The organism is Candidatus Frackibacter sp. WG13 (assembly GCF_900114655.1).
GTDB lineage: Bacteria > Bacillota > Halanaerobiia > Halobacteroidales > Acetohalobiaceae > Frackibacter.
Genome location: NZ_FOTT01000014.1, coordinates 1 through 20,137, shown reverse-complemented (window position 1 = coordinate 20,137; position 20,137 = coordinate 1). Strand labels below are relative to the sequence as shown.

The following is a 20,137-nucleotide window of genomic DNA, read 5'->3' as shown; positions in this document are numbered from 1 at the left end:
GTTCAATTTACAATTGACTATTGACAATTAAAACCTAAGCCTTAACCTAAGCCTTTGCCTCAACCTTACTCCAAATTTTCTTAAAATTGACTTCAGCTAATAACATCCCAACTACTATCAATCCACCACCCCAATAACCTCTTGTAGTGATAATCTCACCTAAATATAGATATGCAAAAATTGCCCCGACTACTGGTTCCATAGAAAATATAATTGCTGTTCTTGTTGGTGTAGTAAAAGTCTGAGCTTTATTTTGAATAACAAAAGCTAAAGCTGTACCTAAAATCGCCATATAAGCTATTCCAAACCAAATATTCGGATTAGAAACAGCTACATAACTTCCTTCTAATAAAGTACTAATTACACTTAATACTGCCACCGTTGCAATCTGGATAATTGCTAAAAGAATTGAATCTCTTTTTTTAACATACTTATCAACTAATAAGATATGTAAAGCCAAAGAAAAAGCACAACTCAAAACTAATAAATCACCAAAATTAAAAATAAATTGTCCAGTAAAGGTTAATAAAGCTAAACCGATAGTAGCTAAGATTACTCCTAGCCAGGTCATAAATGACGGCATCTTCTTAAAGATTATAGCTGAAAGTAACGGAACTAAAACTACTGCTAAACCAGTAATAAAACCGGCCTTAGAAGCAGTTGTCAACTTCAATCCTGTAACTTGAAAAGCATAACCTCCAAATAAAAAAATCCCAGCTAATACACCCAGCTTTATTGTTTCCCAATCTAAATTTCTTAACCTTTTATTGAATATTAAACATAATACCAAAGTAGCAAGACTAAATCTCAAAGCTAAAAAATAAAAAGGGGTTATAGTATTAAAGATACCTTTCATGATTGCAAAAGTAGTCCCCCAAACTACAACTACAAATAACAAAGCCAAATCTGCTCTTATCCTCTTTTTAAAACTCACTGCTTGGTGTCTCTCCATCTTCTCTCCACTCCATTTCTCCTTGACAATATCCTCTAGTTCGACTTAAGCCTTAACCTAACTTAGTATATGTCCAATTCTTTAAAACTTTTTGAGATCTTAATTTTCTCAACCTCAACCTTGACCTTGACCTGTATTTTCTGGGCTTCACTGTCTCGCCCAGCCTAAACATCAAGGCTCCTTACAGGCAAAGCCTGACGCGAATAAATTCTGCCGCAGCCTATGATAGACTCTGCTTCTAGTTTGGAAGTCTTTTCTGGGCTTCACTGTCTCGCCCAGCCTAAACATCAAGGCTGGTCGCAAGCCTATGATAGACTCTGCTTCTAGTTTGGAAGCTCTTTTCTGGGCTTCACTGTCAACTGTTAACTGTTAAAAGACCCTCATTCTTACTCGCAACTATCCTACTATATAAGTAAGTAATTACTGTAGCTAAAACCAATCTACTGCCTAACATAATTACTCCATTACCACCAATAGCTACAAATAATAAGGTGTCTTCAACCACTGCATGACAGACAACTAAAAAGATGGCCATAATAACTAACTTATCTTTTGGCATATTCTCTTCTTCTGCTGTCTGAATTATTACTCCTGCCCCATAAGCTAAACCAAATATCTGTCCAACCAATAAAGGTAGACTCATTTTTGACGGCAAATCAAAGATTTTAACTAGTGGTGCAAAAAAATCAGAAACTTTATCTAGAATGCCTAAATCTTTACCTACTTCTAAAGCCATCATTAATGGAAAAATAATCATTGCTAACTTTATAACTGCATCTATACTACCTCCCACAATTTCTTCTATAATTTGATTCCAGGGCATAATCCTCATCTCCTTTAATTTTTTCTATTTATATTAATCTTATAACAATATGTTAAGTAAAAATCCCGCTATTAAAGAAAGACTAATTCTTAAAACCACTAATAATGTCGTCTTAATTTTAAGCTGTTTAATAATCGCCGTTTCAATAAGCAAACTATGAGAAAGCCCTAGCATTGTTCCTAAGATAGTTACCGCCCGCGGAGATAAATCGAGACTAGTAATTACTGCAAGCGCAGCATATATATTTAAGAAGTAACCGCTAATTAAAGCCATAATCGCTTCTCCTGGCAAACCTAAATATCCCATCAAAGGAGTCATCCACTTTGAAATAACTTCAATAGCGGGAGTATACTTTAAAATGGTTACTACTGCATAGACTGGAATCATGATCTTTATTAACGTTAAAAAAGTGTTCAATCCCTTTTGTAAACCTCGTTTAATAGTATTAGTTTGTAACATCTAATTCCCCCTTTTTATAACAGGATAATTATTATCTATTTTAAAAATTGAATTTTACTTCACAATAAATAAAGTTACCTTCAGCCTATAAGTATAGACTAAAGGTAACTATGATAATCATTTGCATTTATTACAATCCTCACATTTCTTTAGTAGAACAGCAAAACAACGAGGACACCTTAAACTTTCTAGTTCTTCTATATTAACTTTTACACCACATTGAGGGCAAGTAATAGACTCTTCTTCCTCTTTCAATTCACAATTATCCTTTGCAAACATTTTATTTCATCCTTTATTCTTTATATTAAAACTTGAGCAACTAAGCCTCCCACAGTGAAGGCAGTTATCCAACTTCCTAACCAGATTAAAACCGCTTCTTTCCAATTTCTCTCTTTAAAGATAATCATCATCGCTGCTATACACGGTACAAATAAAGTAATAGTAATTAACGAAACTAAAGTCTGTTCAGGTGATAGGGCTAAGCCAGTTAGACCAGCAGCTCCAAAGTCTCTTCTTACGATACCCATAATGAAAGCTACTGCTGCTTCCTTAGGTAGTTTCAACCAACTAACAGTAATTGGGGCTACAAAGTTTTGAATCGCCACTAACCAACCCTGAAGCTTCATAACACTAATAATTAATGCTCCTAAAGCAAAGATAGGCCCTGCCTCTTCAACAAACATCCGTGCTTTATTAAATGTCTTTGTCATTACATTACCAATTCTCGGCATTCTTAAAGGTGGTAAGTCAATTAATAAATCTGTAGAATCACCTGGTAACACAGCATGTAACATAGTACCCGCTATAATAAAGACAACAAAAATAACCGTTGTATATAATAATAAAGCACTAAAACCTAAAGGCGCAATTAATCCAGCTATAACTCCTAGCTGTGCCGAACAAGGAATTGCTAATCCTAATAAGAAAGTAGCAATAATTCGTTCTCGCTTAGATCCTAATAATCTAGTAGTAATTGTAGCCATAGTTACACAACCAAAACCTAAAATTAATGGTATAACTGCTCTTCCATTTAAACCTAACTTAGTTAATACTCTATCTACTAGCGTAGCTACCCGAGGAAGATAACCGGAATCTTCCATCAAAGATAAGAAGAAATAGAATCCAATAACTAACGGAAGTAATAATCCTAGCGTATAAGTAACTGTCATAGTTAAAACTCCAAATTCACCTATTAAAATAGTCCCTAATGCAGACTCTGCAGATATCACTTTAGTCACTATGCCTCGAATGAATGGCTCATACATCCCAGCAAAGACTGTCCCTTCGGTGAAATCTACTACTGTTTGAGCAATAAAGACTCCTACTAATTGGTACATAGCATATAAAACTAAAAGTAAAATTGGAATTCCTGTAAGCGGTTTAACCATCAAACGTCCTAACATATTTTTAAAGGAATTCTTATTCTCATTACGAGTGACTACTTGATCAATAATCTTATTTACTCGTTTTCTTCTTTCTTTATATATACTCTCTCTTTCTCCTGGTACATCTATTCCATGCCTATCTGCTACATTAGGGTCGTCTTCTAAGATTAACAATGCTTCTGGACGACTATCTACTTTACCTCTCACTCTTTCTATCTTTTGTTGTAATTGCTGATCAGTCTTACCTACTCTCGCCTCACTAAGAGCTTCTTTAACATCATTTAAGCCAATCCCTTTCGGTGCTATCGTAGGCACAACCGGTACTCCTAAAGTTTTTTCAAGCTTTTTAATGTCAATTTCTAAACCATTCTTCTCTGCTTCATCCATCATGTTTAAAGCAACAACTACCGGAATACCCATATCTATAATTTGTTGAGTTAAAAATAAATCTCTTTCTAAGTGAACAGCATCAACTATATTTAAGACTACATCTGCTTCCATAATTACATCTCTAGCTACAATTTCTTCATCATTGAAAGACGAAACACCATACACACCTGGAGTATCAATAACTATATCTCCTTCATATTTACCATAACTAATATCCAATGTCGTCCCTGGAAAATTAGAAACATCAACATAAACACCAGTTAATTCATTGAAGAAGATAGATTTACCTACATTAGGATTCCCAGCTAAAACAATTCGTTTGGCACCCTCAGGAACTTCAATAGTATCAACGACTTCATGACAATGTCCTGCCATTAGTAATCTACTCCTTCATTAACTAACTTAACTTCTATCCTCTTAGCTAAATCATAACCAACCGCAATCTCTTGTAAATTCTTCTTTAAAATAACCGGCCCCCGTGGCACCCTAGTGTAACATTCTACTTTTGAGCCTTCAGAAATTCCAAAACGAAGTGTCTGTGCACGCACAATTTCATCAGGAATTGAAATAATCTCTATATCTTGACCTTTTTTAGCTTGATCTAAGGTCATCCCTATCTCCTCCTTGGTTATAAGAATAATAATCTTTTTCACTAAGTAATAAAATTATTATGTAAAATCCCCTTAAATTATTAATCTCTTCACAAGAATTATTATTACATAATTCTTATTTACATTTATATTATATTCCAATTGATTATCATTGTCAAACCAAAAAGTGATAAACTACTTTAAAAAACCAGTAAAATCTAAAGTCTTATAGATTGAGGACCAAGCTCTTCTTGAAAATAATATAGGAATATCTTTTGATTTAGCTTTTGCTTTCATAGCATCAGAAAGATTATGACTTACATAATCTGTTAATACTAAAACTAAATCCGTTTGTAACGGTAGCTTCCAATTAACTTGTGACTTCTTTCTACCACTGATATGCATAATTTTATCAAAACCGACTGAATCTAACTTGTTCGGTATCTTGCCTAACCTATCTCCGCCAACAACTAAGATTGACATAATAATCACTCCTTTTCATAATATTGATAATCATTATCATTGATTTAGAAATAAAAAGGCTATTGGCAGTTCCCACAATAGCCATAAAATTTAATTCTATGGTCAGAAACAATAAAGTTATGTTCTTTTTCAATATCCTCTTCAAATTCTTCTAAAATATAATCATTAAATTCCGTGATTTCACCGCACTTCACACAGATTAAATGATGATGATGATCTTCCCCATGATCTAATTCATATCTACGACAATTATCATCAAAATTCAATTGATGAATAACTCCTAATTCAGAAAACAATTCCAGAGTTCGATATACTGTAGCTAAACCGATACCTGGATTAGCTTCTTTCACTTTAGCATAAATCTCTTCAGCACTCAAATGTTTCCCTTCATTATTCATTATAATCTTTAAGATAAGTTTTCTTTGCGAAGTCATCTTATAATTATTAACAGATAGCTTTTCCTGAACTTCCTTAACATCAACAGTCATATTTTCACCCACTATATTAAATTATTTCATTATATAAATATTATATCGCAAGAGATTATCATTGTCAAATTATAGCTTAGCAGCGTACTCTTCTATTTCCAATTCTGTTGATAGGTGATCCAAAAGTTCAGTTGCTGTCTTACCATCATAAACAACCTCCGTTGTTAACTCAGCTAAAGGAGCTAATACAAAAGCACGTTCATGAAAACGCATGTGAGGAATAGTTAGTCGCTCAGTATTAACCTTGCGTTCACCAAATAGAATAATATCTATATCTATAGTTCGAGGTCCCCAACGAATATCTCTAACCCTTTCTAAATCTAATTCTACTTTCTGTATATAATCTAACAATTCAATAGGATTTAAGAAAGTTTCAACTTTTACAACTAGATTTAAAAAATCTGGCTGTTCAGTATAACCGACTGGATCTGTCTGATATATCGATGAAACCTTCTTCAACTCAATCGCCTTATTATCTTTTAATTTAATAATAGCATCTCTCAAATACTCTTCCCTATCGCCTAAATTAGAGCCTAAACTAAGATACACTACTTCCACACCTATCTACTCCTCTCTATCTCTACCTCAACCCACTCTAAAACACCAGGAATAGGCACTTCAGGTTTTTTGACTACTACTTTTATTATTTCTAGAGTTTTAAATTCAGCCAATAATTTATCAGATATTTTCTCAGCTACTGTTTCTATTAAATCATAAGCTTTACCTTCCACTATCTCTTTTACTTCATCATAAACTTCAGCATAATTAATAGTTTTCTTTACTTGGTCACTTCTTCCTGCTTCTTTTAAATTAGTCTTTAGAGTTAGGTCAATAATGAACCGTTGACCTAACTCTTTCTCTGCTTCCATTACACCATGATAACCATAAAATTCTAATCCTTTTAAACGAATATAATCAGCCATTTTTATCTCCTTACCATTGCATCTGTCATTTTTGCTACTCTAGCCATCTCTTTCACATCATGAACTCTAACTATATCTGCACCATTAGCAATCCCAATACTGACTGTAGCTCCTGTTCCTTCTACTCGCTCCTCAACCGGTAGATTTAAAGTATTACCAATCATAGATTTCCGTGAAGTCCCTAATAAGATCGGTTGTCCTAAACTTTTAAATTCACCTAATCGCTGCATTATTTCCAAATTGTGGTCAGTAGTCTTCCCAAAGCCGATACCGGGATCAATAATAATCTTATTCTTCTCTAATCCTGCTTCTAAAGCAGTATTTATACTTTCTTGTAAATACTCTAAAATCTCTGAAATCAAGTCATCATAACTTGGGTTTTTTTGCATCTCCTTAGGCATCCCTTGAGTATGCATAACTATCACTGGAGCCCCATATTCAGCAGCAACTTTAGCCAATTCTGGCTCTGCCTTAAAACCAGTTACATCATTAATGATATGTGCACCAGCTTCTAATGCCGCTCTTCCAACTTTACTTTTATAAGTATCAATTGAGATTGGTACATCTATCTCATCTGTTAAACGCTCAATTGCTGGTATTACTCTCTCTAGTTCATCTTCTAATGGTAAAGGGTCAGAACCAGGCCGTGTAGATTCTCCACCAATATCAATAATATCAGCCCCATTGGCTACCATCTCTTTGGCATGTTTAACTGCTATATCTAATTGATCAAATTGTCCTCCGTCAGAAAAGGAATCAGGAGTTACATTTAATATTCCCATCACATATGTCTTTTTTCCAAAGTCGAATTGGTAACCAGGTCCAGAAATTGATTTTAATTTATCTTCATAATTAGCTAAAGTTTTCTTAATTAAATTACCTATCTCTTTAAGACCAAACGGCTGTAGTTTTAAGACCTTCGCCACTTTCTTATAAGTGGTCTTTGTACCCATTAAGATCATATCTGTCTCTTCCACTTTTAAACTTCCAGCTGCTCGCGGTAAGGCGGCTTCTCCATCTTTAGCTAACATTTCTTGTTTTAAGATTAGGGCTGCTCTTAAAGGTACATCTTTCAATTTAATTGTATAATATTGTGACTTAGGTGCCATAATACCTAAGCCTTCTTTATCCGTCCCTAATTCTTCTAATTCAGCTTCAAATTTAGTTTGATCCTTAATCTCTAACACCCTTGCTAACTGCATTAATAGTTCCTCCTTAAAGATATTTTTAGTATTAATTAAATTTTTAATATTCGATAATAGGATTTTTGATACTCTTACATTTGTGACGTGCTAAACAGGCATGACAATCTCTAGATAGATTATCAGCCCGGGAGATTAGATTACCTAAAAGTGATTTATTACCATTGCTTTCTCCTCTATGTTCTCTAATTGCTCTTAATATTATTCTTTGCTCTAAATCTACAAATCCATGATCTATTAAGAGACCTTCAGCCAAATCCGCACTCACTTGTGCATGGTCCTGACCGGTATCGTACTCTTTCCAACGACCAATATCATGTAAGATAGCAGCTGTATAAATTATTTCCTGTACTTTAGAATCTTCTTGTAGCTTCCAAATGTTAATTAACTTATCCTTTAAATTCTGCTCTAACATTAACAGATAGGCAATGCGCCCCACATTAATAAAGTGGGACCAATTATGTCTACAGAATATTCTTTCTCTTTCGCGTTGTTTAATCTTAGTTAAATATTGTTTATACTTTATATCACCTATTAACTTATTTAACCTCTCCATCTAATCACTACCTTACAATCAATAATATTCTAAATTTTAATACTATATCTAACTTATTCGAGAAAAATTCTTCTTTACCTGCATCTTCTGCTAAAAAGAAAAAGTATAATTTGCTATATAAGAGCAAAGTCAATTTACCCACAATTTGAAATTAAGTATAATTTTCTATACGACAAATAAACCACTAGCTAATAATTTATCAACTAGTGGCTTGTTCTAACATCTCTTTAATTATAGAATCTATTTCCTTTAATATTAGATTATACCTTTTGACCAAAGGATAAGATAACTTAGTCCCCCAATCAGTCTTAAACGGTTCTACAGTTATTAAAAGCAATTCTTCTAAGATTCTTGCTTTAGCAGGTGTTATCTTTAAGTAATTTAACTTACCGGGAGTTACAATTGTCTCTGCTGTCTCTAAAACTATTATTCGCTTTGCTACTATATCTTCTAATAGTTCAAATAAACACTGCCCATCTAACCCTCCATTAATAAATTTAACTGATTTCTGATTAAAACGATATTGCAGACTTTCTAAAAGATGGATACTAACCCCTCTATCTTGCTGACGAATATCACCAATACCTATCACTGCTAATTCATAGGTCATCTCTTTATCTACTCCTTAACAGTTATCTCTATTATCAATTATTTCCTATACTAAACTAATTTATGTGTTTTTATCTAATTTCTTAACCGATGTTATTCTTTTCTTATAGACTATTACTCCTTTGACATCTTATCAGATTCTAACTCTTTATCGTCTGAAAGTGTAAACCGATTAATTTTACAATCTAACTCATCAACCTTATTATTTAAAACTTTAGCTAACTCGGAAACCTCATCAGCGGAGGTAGTCTGTTCTTCAGCCAAAGCTAAATTCTCTTGTGCACCAGCAGCTGTCTGTTCAGCTACAGCGGTTATCTCATTAACCGATGAAGCAACTTGTTGTGTATTAGCCGACTGTTCTTCAGCACCACTAGAAATATCTTCAATCATAGCTACTGTACCTTCCATGAATTCCATAATATTCCTCAATGTTTCTCCAGCTTCATTAGCTAACTCTTCACCTTCGGTTACTTCCTTAGTTCCTTCTTCAATAGCATTCACTGCTTCATCTGTTTCAGATTGAATTTCATTAATAATATCCGTAACTTTTTCAGCCGATTCCCGTGACTCTTCTGCTAACTTTCTAACTTCATCAGCAACTACAGCAAAGCCTTGTCCATGTTCACCAGCCCTTGCGGCTTCAATCGCAGCGTTTAAAGCTAATAAGTCAGTCTGTTTAGCTATATTAGAGATTATCTCAATAATTTCTCCTATCTGATTTGATTTTTCTCCTAATTTATAAACTACTTCTGCCGAGTCTTCAACAGTATTTTGAATTTTATTCATCTTATTGATTACTTTACTTACTGCTTCATCACCTGCTTGTGCTCTATCTAGAGTATCAATTGCCTTATTTTGAGCATGTTCAGCTTGAGCTGCAGTTTCTTCAGTAACTGAAGAAATCTGACTCATAATTTCAGAAATCTCTCCTAATTGAGTCGACTGTTTCTCAGCTCCTTGAGCCATTTCATCGGTAGTATAACTTGCCTGCTTCGAAAGCATGCTAGCTTCTTCAGATATACTAGATAATTTAGTAGAAACATTCGCTACTTCATCACTAGTATCAGCCGCATCTTTAATTAAACATACAATCTGGTCCAACATACGGTTAAAACTGGCACCTAACTGACCTAACTCATCTTCACGACCATTAAAATCAACTCTAGCAGTTAAATTGCCTTCTTCCGCTTCTTCAATAATATTAAATAACTCATTAATTGGTTCTGTAATATGTCTAGTCACAAAAACAGCACCAATACCCATTACAGCAATAGCTAATATACTTAAAAATAGTATTATTCTACCAACACGCTGAGCTGAGGCCGTCATGTCATCAATATAACAACTAGTTACAATTATCCAATCTAAAGCAGGAATATAACTGTAAGTTGCATATTTTTCTTCTCCTTGCCAATTATAATAAATTTCTCCTTCTTTCTTCTTTAATATCTCATTAACAAATTCATATCCAGCAATATTTTCTCCTTCTTTGCTCGGGTGAAAGACTAAATCCCCTTCTTTATCAATTATATATGTATAACCACTTTTGCCACGTTCAGCAAAGTTACTTTGATTGCTTTTTTGAATGCGAGCTTTAATTTCATTCTTTATATTAGAGGCATCTTCCTTTCTTTCCTCAAATTCATCAACTATATGTTCATATAACTCATGATTAATCGCATTTAAAATCATTTCTGATGACTCTCGTAGCTCAGTTTTTGTTATTCGATAAGCAAAACCTCCTAGAACTAATAACCCAATTAAACCGACTATCCCTGAAAAGAAAAGAGTTTTAAATAAGAGATTTTTGGTTATCATCTTTTTAATTTTTGTTATTAATTTCACATTCATATGACAGTCCTCCCTCTTGATTTGCTACTGGGGATATTATAATATTTTTGAATTAATTGGAAAAATAAATATATTAATTACATCACTTCTATATAAAAAATTCTACATAAAATTACGAAACCCTTTATTTTATTAGAAAAGAAGTTTTATTTCTTTACAGCATTTAAAGCAGCAACCTGTCCTTCACCAATTGCCTTTGCTACCTGTAATGGTTTTCCTGTGCAGTCACCAGCAGCATAAACTCCTTCTAAATTTGTTTTAAAATCACTGTCAATCCTAATAAAGCTACCTTCTAACTCTAAACCAGAAATAATCTCGTCAGTTGGCACTGTCGGCCGTAAAATAAATACCCCATCTACATCTAGACTTCTATTCTCTAATACTAACTTATTAACTAAATTGTCACCTTCAATCACTTTTGGCTTCTCTTCAATAATTTCTACTCTATTATCTAACTCGGAAAGGTCTCCATCGTATCGAGGAATAAAATAAGTATTAGCTGCTAGATCAGCCATGAAATTAGCCTCTTCTAAACTGCCTTCTGAATAACCAATTATTGCTACCTCTTTATCTCTATATAATTGTCCATCACAAGTGGCACAATAACTAACACCCTGTCCTAAAAAGTCAGCCTCTCCCTTAATCTGCGCTTTATTATTGACGCCGGTCGTTAAAATTATCTTATCTGCTTTATACGCCTCTTGATTAGTTGTTAAAGAAAAATATTCTCCCATAGAATAGATCTGTACTATCTTCTCCTTTATTACATCTATTTCTAGCTTATTTATATGATCGATAAAGCTATTAACTAATTCTTGTCCATTAACATCATAAAATCCTAAATAATTATCTACATGGGGAGCCGTTAGAATCTTTCCACCTAACTGTTGGCTTTCAAAGATAACTACATCTTTATTCCGAATCTTTACGTTAACCGCTGCTGACATACCAGCCGGTCCCCCACCAATAACTGCTACTTCAAAATGATCTTGTTCACTCATTTTTCTACCACTCCTAACTCTCTAAAATTTTTATAACCTTTTTTAATTATTATTCATCTTGTTGTATTCTTTAAATATCTACACTTATTTTCTCTTTATCTTTAAATTTTATTAGATATAATTAGTTTAATCTCCTTTTTCTCTTCTTAAAAAATCAAATTATAATCTTAAACTAATCACTTGATATCGAAAAGTCAATATGTTACAATAGGAAAAATATCTGAGATAATTTATAAAGTAGCGAGGAGGGAGTTTCTTGATTTGGAATAAAGAAGATGAACAAATGAGTAGAGAAGAATTAAATGAACTACAAGTTGAACGCTTACAAGCAACAGTTAGAAAAGTATATAATAATGTTCCTTTTTACAAAAACAAATTAAATTCCGCAGGAGTTAATCCTAATGAATTAGACTCGTTAAAGGACTTATCGCGACTTCCATTTACTACCAAGGATGACTTGCGTGATAATTACCCTTTTGGTCTCTTTACTGTACCTTTAGAAGAAGTAGTTAGGATTCATTCTTCATCTGGTACTACAGGTAAACCGACCGTTGTTGGATACACACAAGAGGATATTGAAATTTGGACTGAATTGATGGCTAGAACTATGAGCTGTGGTGGAATAGGAAAAGGAGATATTGTTCAGAATGCTTTTGGTTATGGACTCTTTACCGGTGGCCTTGGAATTCACTATGGAGCTGAAAAGACAGGCGCTTCAGTAGTTCCCATCTCTGGTGGAAATACTAAACGTCAAATTAAGATTATGGAAGACTTTGGAAGTACAGCACTAATGTGTACTCCATCATATGCACTTTATATTGCAGAAATCGCTGACGAATTAGGCTTTGACATTAAAAATTCTAATCTTAAATATGGTATCTTTGGTGCTGAACCCTGGTCCGACAATATGCGCAAAGAAATTGAAAAATTATTAGGTATTAAAGCCATCGATATCTATGGCTTAAGTGAGATTATTGGTCCAGGAGTAGCTAGTGAATGTCAAGCTCAGGATGGCTTGCATATTTTTGAAGATCACTTTATTCCAGAAGTTATTGATCCTAAAACTGGTGAAGTTTTAGATTATGGCCAAAAAGGAGAATTAGTCTTTACTACTATTACTAAGAATGCTCTACCAGTCATTAGGTATAGAACTAAAGATATTTCTGTTCTACATAAAGAAAGATGTAGTTGTGGTCGTACTTTAGTAAGAATGGAACGTATTAGTGGTCGAGTCGATGATATGTTAATCATTCGCGGAGTTAATGTCTTTCCATCTCAGATTGAGAGTGTATTATTAGATATTAGCGAAACTAAACCACACTATCAATTAGTGGTTGAACGAAAAGGAAGATTAGATACCTTAGAAGTCTGGGTTGAGGTTTCTGATACCTTCTTCTCCGACGAAGTTCGCCGCTTAGAAGAATTAGAACGAAAGATTCATAATGAAATTGAAAGTGTCTTAGGAATTTCAGTCAAAGTTAAGTTAGTTGAGCAGAATACTATTCCGCGTAGTGAAGGAAAAGCAAAACGAGTAGTAGATAAACGGAAATTATAAGAAAGGGGTAGATTAACATGAAAGTAAAACAGATTTCTATCTTTTTAGAAAACAAATCTGGACGTTTAGCCGATGTTACCCATGCTTTAGGAAACAGCGATATTAACATTCGTGCTTTATCAATTGCTGATACTTCTGATTTTGGTATTTTAAGATTGATTGTTAATGACCCTACTAAAGCATTAAGTATATTAAAGGATGAAGGCTTTACCGTTAGTCAAACCGATGTTATTGCTGTTGAAGTCAGTGATAGTCCAGGAGGATTAGCTGCTGCTTTAGATGCTTTAAAGACAGAAAATATTAATATTGAGTATATGTATGCCTTTATTGAAAAATCATCTAACGATGCTTTAGTTGTCTTTAGAGTTGAAGAGATTACACGAGCAATTTCACTTCTTGAAAATGAAGGATTTAATCTATTGAGCGCTAATAAAGTTTATGAATTATAAGCAAAGAAGCCTACTAGGCAATTTCAAAACTAGTAGGCTTTAATCTATTTTCTAATGCCTTATTAAGTTAGTCATTAATGCACTCTTTGATAGCTAAATTTCTAGTTGTTACTACATTAACTCCTGTATTTAGAATATCTTCTACTACTATATCCCCTAACTTAACTGGTGCTTCTACTTCGACCTGAGCTAATATTTTCATTGCATCCTCGAGTCTTTCTTTAGGGATAGGTTGAGCAGTTTTAACTGGAACTAATGGTAACTTACCACCTTTTACTCTGACAGTAGTAGGTAAGATTCTTGTTGGATACTTAAATTCATTAATTATATACTCTTTTCCTCGTGGACATTTATTTCCACTCATCTCTACTATTTCGCCTTCCTCTATTATTAAATCTACTTTACAGCCTAAAGGACAATTAATGCAGGTTAATCTTTCTTCTTTACTCATCATCTTCACCTTCCCTAACAATATCTACTCTGACTTCACTTCCATCAGCTAAATCCTTAATAAAGTTCTGTGGTAAAGGTTTAACTAACATTTCCGCAGGTTCTACATGTCTTTCTTTTAAGCTCATTATTTCTTCACCGCCAGCACTAATGACAACTTTAACCTGCTCCATAGGTTTTGAACCCCTCATATAGAGATCGACCCGTTTACGTTCATTATCTTTAATTTCAAGCTTCTGTGGTACTATATAGCTTACATTCTCTCCAGCTGTTAGATTAATCTCTTCTTTTCGTCTATCTACGTTACCAATAATATATTTAGCAGCACTCTTACCCGCAATTCTACTCTCTTGTGTTACATAATCTACTAAATCATGAACATGAAGTACATTACCACAAGCAAAGATACCAGGTATATTTGTTTCTCTATTCTCATTTACTAGTGGACCACCAGTCTTATTATCTAACTTAACACCAGCTTCTTCTGATAGTTCGTTCTCTGGAATTAAACCTACAGATAATAATAGAGTATCACATTTGATATATTCTTCTGTCTCTTTGATAGGTTTTAAGTTATCATCAACTTGGGCTACAGTTATTCCTTCCAGGCGCTCTTTACCATGAATTTCTACTACTGTATGACTTAATTTAAGAGGAATTTCAAAGTCATCCAAACATTGAACTATATTCCGCGGCAATCCTCCTGAATAAGGAAGCAACTCTAATACCGCTTCCACTTCAGCACCTTCTAAGTGCATTCTCCGAGCCATAATTAATCCTATATCCCCTGAACCTAAGATAACTACTTCTTTACCAGGAAGGTAACCTTCCATATTAACATATCGTTGAGCAGTACCCGCCGTCATAACTCCAGCTGGTCTAGTTCCTGGAATATTAATAGCTTCCCTGGTTCTTTCTCTACAACCCATTGCCAAAATAACCGCTTGGGCTTGAATCTCTAACATACCATCATCTTTATTTACAGCATATACTCTTTTATCATCAGTTACCTCTAAAACCATTGTATTCAACTTAACATCTATCTTCTTTTCCACTACCATCTTTATGAAACGATCTGCATACTCCGGTCCTGTTAATTCTTCTTTGAACTCATGTAAGCCAAATCCATTATGAATACATTGCTGTAAGATACCACCTAATTCAAAATCTCTTTCGATAATTAGAATATCCTCTACTCCTTCTTCCTTTGCCTCATAAGCCGCTGCTAATCCAGCTGGACCTCCACCAATAACCACTAAATTATAATCTAATCTATTCATAATCTACCACCTCTGCTTGCAAAGATTGCTTTGCTGGTTCACATAGTATTTCAAAACCGCTTCCTTCCTTAGTAATCTCAGTCATTGGAATCTCTAATTCTCTAGAAATTATTTCTGCTACTCGTGGACTACAAAAACCGCCTTGACATCTACCCATCCCCGCTCTAGTTCTTCTCTTAATTGCACCTAATGTCTTAGCAGTTATCGGTCGATGAATAGCATCTACTATTTCACCTTCGGTTACTGTTTCACACCTACAGATAACCTGTCCATAACGATCATCTTCAGCAATCAATTCTGCTCTCTCTTGATGTGTTAATTCTCTAAATCTTATTGGTTCTTGACGATAAGGATCAAAATATTTTTTATCTTTTAACTCTAACCCTTCCTTTTCTAACAGCCCTACTACAAACTCACCAATAGCTGGAGCACACGAAAGTCCTGGCGATTGAATTCCAGCTACATTAATAAAGTCCTCAACTTGCTTAGAAGCTTCAATAATAAAGTCACCACTTTCAACCTCAGCTGCTCTAAGTCCAGCAAATTCAGTAATAACTCCTCGTAAAGATAAATCAGACAAAGTCTTCTGTGCACCGTTAATTACTTCATTTAGTCCATTACTAGTAGTTGCTACATCATCCTTTTTATCGATAACTTCAGCATTAGGTCCGATTAATAGGTTGCCATCTACTGTTGGAGTTACTAAGATTCCTTTACTCACTTTTGTCGGCACCTGGAAGATAACATGATTAACTTCTGAACCTTTCTCTTTATCGAATAGATAGTACTCTCCACGACGTGGAGTAATCTCAAATTCATCTATTCCTACCATTTGAGCAATCTTATCTGCATATACCCCTGCAGCATTAATCACATAGCCTGTTTTTATCTTACCTTGATTAGTCTTAACTAATTTATAATCTGTTTTAACTTTTATATCCAAAACTTCCGTTTCTAATAAGACTTCTACTCCATTCTTAGCAGCATTCTCTGCTTGGGCAATTGTCAACTCATAAGGACAGATAATTCCAGCAGTTGGAGCATAAAGGGCAGCAATTATATCTTGATTTATATTGGGTTCCAATTCATCCAATCTTTCACCCTGCACAATCTCTAAATTACTTAATCCGTTCTCTTCACCTTTCTTCTTTAACTCTTTTAATATTTTAATCTCTTCCTTTTTTTCAGCCACAACTAATGACCCTATTCTTTTAAAAGGAACATTTAGTTCTTTAGCTACTTGATCAAATAACTCATTCCCTCTAACATTTAATCTCCCCTTTAACTTTTCAGGGTCAGCGTTATAGCCAGCATGGATAATACCACTATTAGCCTTACTAGTCTCCGAAGCCACATCCGCTTCCTTCTCAACCAATATCACATCTACATCATAACGCGATAACTCTCTCGCAATTGCAGTGCCAGTGACTCCACCACCGATAATTAAAATATCTGTCTCTTGCATCAGATAATACCTCCTTATTATAGTCCCAAAATATTTATTTAGATAAAATTTTTCTTAAAATAAATAAATGCCACATTCAAGAACTAACTAGGTATAGTACCCCCTAGATTCTTAAATGTGGCATCTCTTATTTTCTCGCCAAATTTTATATTATATTGTATATCTTAATTTTATAACAACCATCTACTTTATGCAAGGTTTATTATAGAAAAATTAGATTTTAGCATGATTAATTATCATCTTCCTCTACTTCTTCCCAATCCATAGCACGTTTGACAGCTTTCTTCCAGCCTGCATATAATTTTTCTTTCTTCTTTTCTTCCATCTTTGGCTCAAAAGTTCTATCAACTCTTCTTTTGGCTAGAATTTCATCTTTATCTTCCCAATATCCAACTGCTAAACCTGCTAAGTAAGCTGCTCCTAAGGCAGTTGTCTCTGTAACAATCGGTCTTTCAACTCCACTACCTAAAATATCAGCTTGGAACTGCATTAAGAAATCGTTAGCTGCTGCCCCACCATCAACTCTTAACTCTTTTAATTCTAAGCCTGAATCAGCCTCCATTGCCTCTAATACATCTCGGGTTTGATAAGCTAGTGATTCTAAAGTAGCTCTAATAAGATGATTACGATTTGTTCCTCGTGTCAAACCAACAATAGCACCACGAGCATACATATCCCAATAAGGAGCTCCTAACCCAGTAAAAGCTGGTACAACATAGACTCCATCAGTACTATCCACCTTAGTTGCAAAGTATTCAGAATCTGGTGACTCATTAATTATATTTAATTCATCTCTTAGCCACTGTACTGCTGCTCCCGCGACAAAGACACTACCTTCTAAAGCATAATTTACTTCACCATCTAATCCCCAAGCAATTGTTGTTAGTAGGCCATTTTCAGAAGTAACAGCTTCTGTACCTGTGTTCATCAACATAAAACAACCAGTTCCATATGTGTTCTTCGCCATTCCTGCTTCATAACATCCCTGTCCAAAAGTAGCCGCCTGTTGGTCACCAGCAATACCAGCAATCGGTACGTTCTTACCAAAGAAATGATAGTCAATAGTCTCACCATAAACTTCACTACTAGACTTAACCTCTGGCAACATAGATTCTGGAATCTCTAAAATATCAAGTAACTCTTCATCCCATTCTAAATCATGAATATTATAGATTAGAGTCCGAGAAGCATTAGTATAATCAGTTACGTGTACTTCTCCACCGGTTAACTTCCAAATCAACCAACTATCTATCGTCCCAAAAAGAAGCTGTCCTTTTTCTGCTTTTTCCCGTGCTCCAGCTACATTATCTAAAATCCACTTAATCTTAGTACCTGAAAAATAAGCATCTACTACCAAGCCAGTCTTATTTCTAATCTTTTCTTCTAGGCCTGCCTCTTTTAACTCATCACAAATGCCTGCTGTTCTTCTATCTTGCCAGACAATAGCATTATGGATCGGCTTACCAGTTTCTATATCCCAAACTACTGTCGTCTCTCTTTGATTCGTAATGCCAATACCAGCAACCTGTTCGGCTTTAATATCAGCCTGAGCTAAAGCATCAGCAACTACGCCAATAGTAGTTCCCCAGATCTCATTAGCATCATGCTCTACCCAACCCGGTTTCGGATAAATCTGCTTAAACTCCTTTTGAGCTTGATTAACTGCTTCTCCTGCTTTATTAAAGATAATAGCTCTCGAACTAGTGGTTCCTTGATCAATAGATAAAATATATTCTTTCACTTGATTACTCCCCTTTCTTTTCTTGCTTTATTTCTCTTAACAATTACACTCCGAAATCTACCATCATCATGACATTAGAAACCTTAAGTCCACATCTGTAAAAAGAATTGATAGATAAATGCTCCTAATACCCCTCCAATGATCGGACCGATTATCGGTACTATTAATCCATAATCCCAATCTGAACCTCTTTTACCAGGAATAGGTAGTATAGCATGAGCAATTCTTGGTCCTAAATCTCTAGCTGGGTTAATCGCATAACCTGTAGGACCGCCTAAACTTAAGCCTAATGACCATACTAAAAATCCTACTAATAATGCTCCTAAAGCTCCCACTTCATTATTACCATTTGTAATGCCCAACACTCCCATAACTAACATAGCTGTACCTATAATCTCAGTAATCATATTCCACGGAATATTTCTGATCGCTGGTCCCGTTGAAAAGACCGCTAATTTACCATCTGCATCATCAGTAGCAGCAAAATGATCTTTATAGGTTAAATAGACTAATACTGCTCCTGTAAATGCTCCTAATACTTGAGCAATAATATACCCTGGCACTAAACTCCAAGAAAATTTACCAATCGCAGCTAAACCAACAGTTACCGCTGGATTAATATGAGCACCACTTACCCAACCAGTTACATAAACAGCCATTGCCACTGCTAAACCCCAACCTGTTGCAATAACAATCCAGTCACTACCTTCACCTTTTGACTTTTTCAAGACTACATTAGCTACTACTCCATCTCCTAATAAAATTAAAATCATCGTTCCTAAGAATTCAGCAGCATACATTCCCATATTTGATACCATTAAAATTCCTCCCTTTAATTATTGTATCCTTTCTAAAACTTAATAATTTAAGATTTACCCTCCCTTCTTTTGTATTTTACATAATTTGACAGTTATTAAATATAAAAAAGTCCCATTTAGTCACTAAAATTTCGTCCACCAAAATAGACGTACTACTGCCTATAAATAGATAGAACTCTACCTTCAGTGACTAAATAGGACTTTCTCCTCTTCTCTATCCTATCTAATCCAAACTCTTTTAAATTTTCAGATTATTATTATTTCAAATAATCACTATATACATTATATATGTTATTTTATTATTTGTCAACAAATTTCGATATTTTTTATTAACTTTATTAATTGCAAGGTTAAATGCACGGTTTTTTGAAAAATTATACCTACATATATAATTGCTTTCTAAGCTGCTTCTAATTTCTTTTCATAAACATCATTTGAAGTCTTAAAATCAAATATCTTTCTAGGATAGTTATTCATCCACTTTTGTATCCGCTTTATTTCATTTCTGCTATATTCTTTAAAACTTCTTCCTTTAGGAATAAACCTTCTTATCATTTTATTAAGATTTTCATTACTACCTCTCTGCCATGAGCAGTAAGCATCTGCATAGTAATGTTTTGTCCTAGGAATACTACTTTTTGTAATCGAAGTTTCTACACTTTTATAA

23 protein-coding genes are annotated in these 20,137 nt (G+C 34.3%); 2 read left to right on the top strand and 21 right to left on the bottom strand.

Going from position 1 to position 20,137, the window contains the following annotated elements; genetic code table 11:
* Positions 1–46: 46 nt before the first annotated feature.
* From BM077_RS08380 to BM077_RS08315, 15 genes are all read right to left on the bottom strand, one after another.
* A complete protein-coding gene (locus BM077_RS08380; protein WP_089747559.1) occupies positions 47–952 on the bottom strand; it encodes a DMT family transporter in 906 nt (301 codons plus the stop codon).
* 355 nt (positions 953–1,307) lie between these two features.
* On the bottom strand, positions 1,308–1,775 hold the full coding sequence (locus tag BM077_RS08375) for a nucleoside recognition domain-containing protein (protein ID WP_089747561.1): 468 nt from the start codon (positions 1,773–1,775) through the stop codon (positions 1,308–1,310).
* A gap of 39 nt (positions 1,776–1,814) precedes the next feature.
* Positions 1,815–2,234: a nucleoside recognition domain-containing protein gene (locus BM077_RS08370; protein WP_089747563.1), complete on the bottom strand. Its 420-nt coding sequence runs from the start codon at positions 2,232–2,234 to the stop codon at positions 1,815–1,817.
* 117 nt (positions 2,235–2,351) lie between these two features.
* The gene (locus BM077_RS13730; protein WP_176941582.1) at positions 2,352–2,513 is read right to left on the bottom strand and encodes a hypothetical protein; all 162 of its coding nucleotides are present in this window, start codon (positions 2,511–2,513) and stop codon (positions 2,352–2,354) included.
* Positions 2,514–2,533: 20 nt separating this feature from the next.
* Positions 2,534–4,384: a ferrous iron transport protein B gene (gene feoB, locus BM077_RS08365; protein ID WP_089747565.1), complete on the bottom strand. Its 1,851-nt coding sequence runs from the start codon at positions 4,382–4,384 to the stop codon at positions 2,534–2,536.
* The gene (locus tag BM077_RS08360) at positions 4,384–4,620 is read right to left on the bottom strand and encodes a FeoA family protein (protein WP_089747567.1); all 237 of its coding nucleotides are present in this window, start codon (positions 4,618–4,620) and stop codon (positions 4,384–4,386) included. Before BM077_RS08360 ends, feoB begins: the two co-directional genes overlap by 1 nt.
* A 174-nt stretch (positions 4,621–4,794) precedes the next feature.
* Positions 4,795–5,082 carry a DUF2325 domain-containing protein gene (locus BM077_RS08355; RefSeq protein ID WP_089747569.1) on the bottom strand — a complete coding sequence of 96 codons (288 nt, stop codon included), beginning with the start codon at positions 5,080–5,082 and terminating at the stop codon, positions 4,795–4,797.
* A gap of 59 nt (positions 5,083–5,141) precedes the next feature.
* Positions 5,142–5,570: a Fur family transcriptional regulator gene (locus BM077_RS08350; RefSeq protein ID WP_089747571.1), complete on the bottom strand. Its 429-nt coding sequence runs from the start codon at positions 5,568–5,570 to the stop codon at positions 5,142–5,144.
* 69 nt (positions 5,571–5,639) lie between these two features.
* The gene (folK, locus tag BM077_RS08345) at positions 5,640–6,128 is read right to left on the bottom strand and encodes a 2-amino-4-hydroxy-6-hydroxymethyldihydropteridine diphosphokinase (protein WP_089747572.1); all 489 of its coding nucleotides are present in this window, start codon (positions 6,126–6,128) and stop codon (positions 5,640–5,642) included.
* A gap of 2 nt (positions 6,129–6,130) precedes the next feature.
* Entirely contained in the window at positions 6,131–6,493 is a 363-nt protein-coding gene (gene folB, locus BM077_RS08340; protein WP_089747574.1) for a dihydroneopterin aldolase, read from the bottom strand.
* 2 nt (positions 6,494–6,495) lie between these two features.
* Positions 6,496–7,695, bottom strand: coding sequence for a dihydropteroate synthase (gene folP, locus BM077_RS08335; protein WP_089747577.1), 1,200 nt, complete (start codon positions 7,693–7,695; stop codon positions 6,496–6,498).
* Positions 7,696–7,738: 43 nt separating this feature from the next.
* Positions 7,739–8,251 carry an HD domain-containing protein gene (locus BM077_RS08330; RefSeq protein WP_089747580.1) on the bottom strand — a complete coding sequence of 171 codons (513 nt, stop codon included), beginning with the start codon at positions 8,249–8,251 and terminating at the stop codon, positions 7,739–7,741.
* A 199-nt stretch (positions 8,252–8,450) separates the two neighbouring features.
* Positions 8,451–8,861, bottom strand: coding sequence for a hypothetical protein (locus tag BM077_RS08325; protein WP_089747582.1), 411 nt, complete (start codon positions 8,859–8,861; stop codon positions 8,451–8,453).
* Between the two features lie 113 nt (positions 8,862–8,974).
* Positions 8,975–10,711, bottom strand: coding sequence for a methyl-accepting chemotaxis protein (locus tag BM077_RS08320; protein ID WP_089747584.1), 1,737 nt, complete (start codon positions 10,709–10,711; stop codon positions 8,975–8,977).
* 146 nt (positions 10,712–10,857) lie between these two features.
* Positions 10,858–11,712: an NAD(P)/FAD-dependent oxidoreductase gene (locus BM077_RS08315; protein ID WP_089747586.1), complete on the bottom strand. Its 855-nt coding sequence runs from the start codon at positions 11,710–11,712 to the stop codon at positions 10,858–10,860.
* A gap of 256 nt (positions 11,713–11,968) precedes the next feature.
* On the opposite strand from BM077_RS08315, the gene BM077_RS08310 reads away from it, so the two are divergent.
* Positions 11,969–13,267 carry a phenylacetate--CoA ligase family protein gene (locus tag BM077_RS08310; RefSeq protein ID WP_218124619.1) on the top strand — a complete coding sequence of 433 codons (1,299 nt, stop codon included), beginning with the start codon at positions 11,969–11,971 and terminating at the stop codon, positions 13,265–13,267.
* A 17-nt stretch (positions 13,268–13,284) separates the two neighbouring features.
* On the top strand, positions 13,285–13,716 hold the full coding sequence (locus BM077_RS08305) for an ACT domain-containing protein (protein WP_089747589.1): 432 nt from the start codon (positions 13,285–13,287) through the stop codon (positions 13,714–13,716).
* Positions 13,717–13,783: 67 nt separating this feature from the next.
* Here BM077_RS08305 and BM077_RS08300 read toward each other — a convergent pair whose 3' ends face one another.
* The 6 genes from BM077_RS08300 to BM077_RS08275 form a co-directional block, all read right to left on the bottom strand.
* Positions 13,784–14,167 carry a DUF1667 domain-containing protein gene (locus BM077_RS08300; protein WP_218124620.1) on the bottom strand — a complete coding sequence of 128 codons (384 nt, stop codon included), beginning with the start codon at positions 14,165–14,167 and terminating at the stop codon, positions 13,784–13,786.
* Positions 14,160–15,446: an NAD(P)/FAD-dependent oxidoreductase gene (locus BM077_RS08295; protein WP_089747594.1), complete on the bottom strand. Its 1,287-nt coding sequence runs from the start codon at positions 15,444–15,446 to the stop codon at positions 14,160–14,162. Before BM077_RS08295 ends, BM077_RS08300 begins: the two co-directional genes overlap by 8 nt.
* Positions 15,439–16,911: an NAD(P)/FAD-dependent oxidoreductase gene (locus tag BM077_RS08290; RefSeq protein ID WP_176941583.1), complete on the bottom strand. Its 1,473-nt coding sequence runs from the start codon at positions 16,909–16,911 to the stop codon at positions 15,439–15,441. The genes BM077_RS08295 and BM077_RS08290 overlap by 8 nt, the downstream gene beginning before the upstream one ends.
* A gap of 229 nt (positions 16,912–17,140) precedes the next feature.
* Positions 17,141–18,652 (bottom strand): glycerol kinase GlpK, encoded by a 1,512-nt coding sequence (glpK, locus tag BM077_RS08285; RefSeq protein WP_090003494.1) that lies wholly within the window; start codon positions 18,650–18,652, stop codon positions 17,141–17,143.
* A gap of 83 nt (positions 18,653–18,735) precedes the next feature.
* On the bottom strand, positions 18,736–19,458 hold the full coding sequence (locus tag BM077_RS08280) for an MIP/aquaporin family protein (protein ID WP_089747628.1): 723 nt from the start codon (positions 19,456–19,458) through the stop codon (positions 18,736–18,738).
* A gap of 411 nt (positions 19,459–19,869) precedes the next feature.
* On the bottom strand, positions 19,870–20,137 hold a 268-nt coding region (locus BM077_RS08275; protein ID WP_143018617.1), incomplete at its 5' end, for an IS30 family transposase.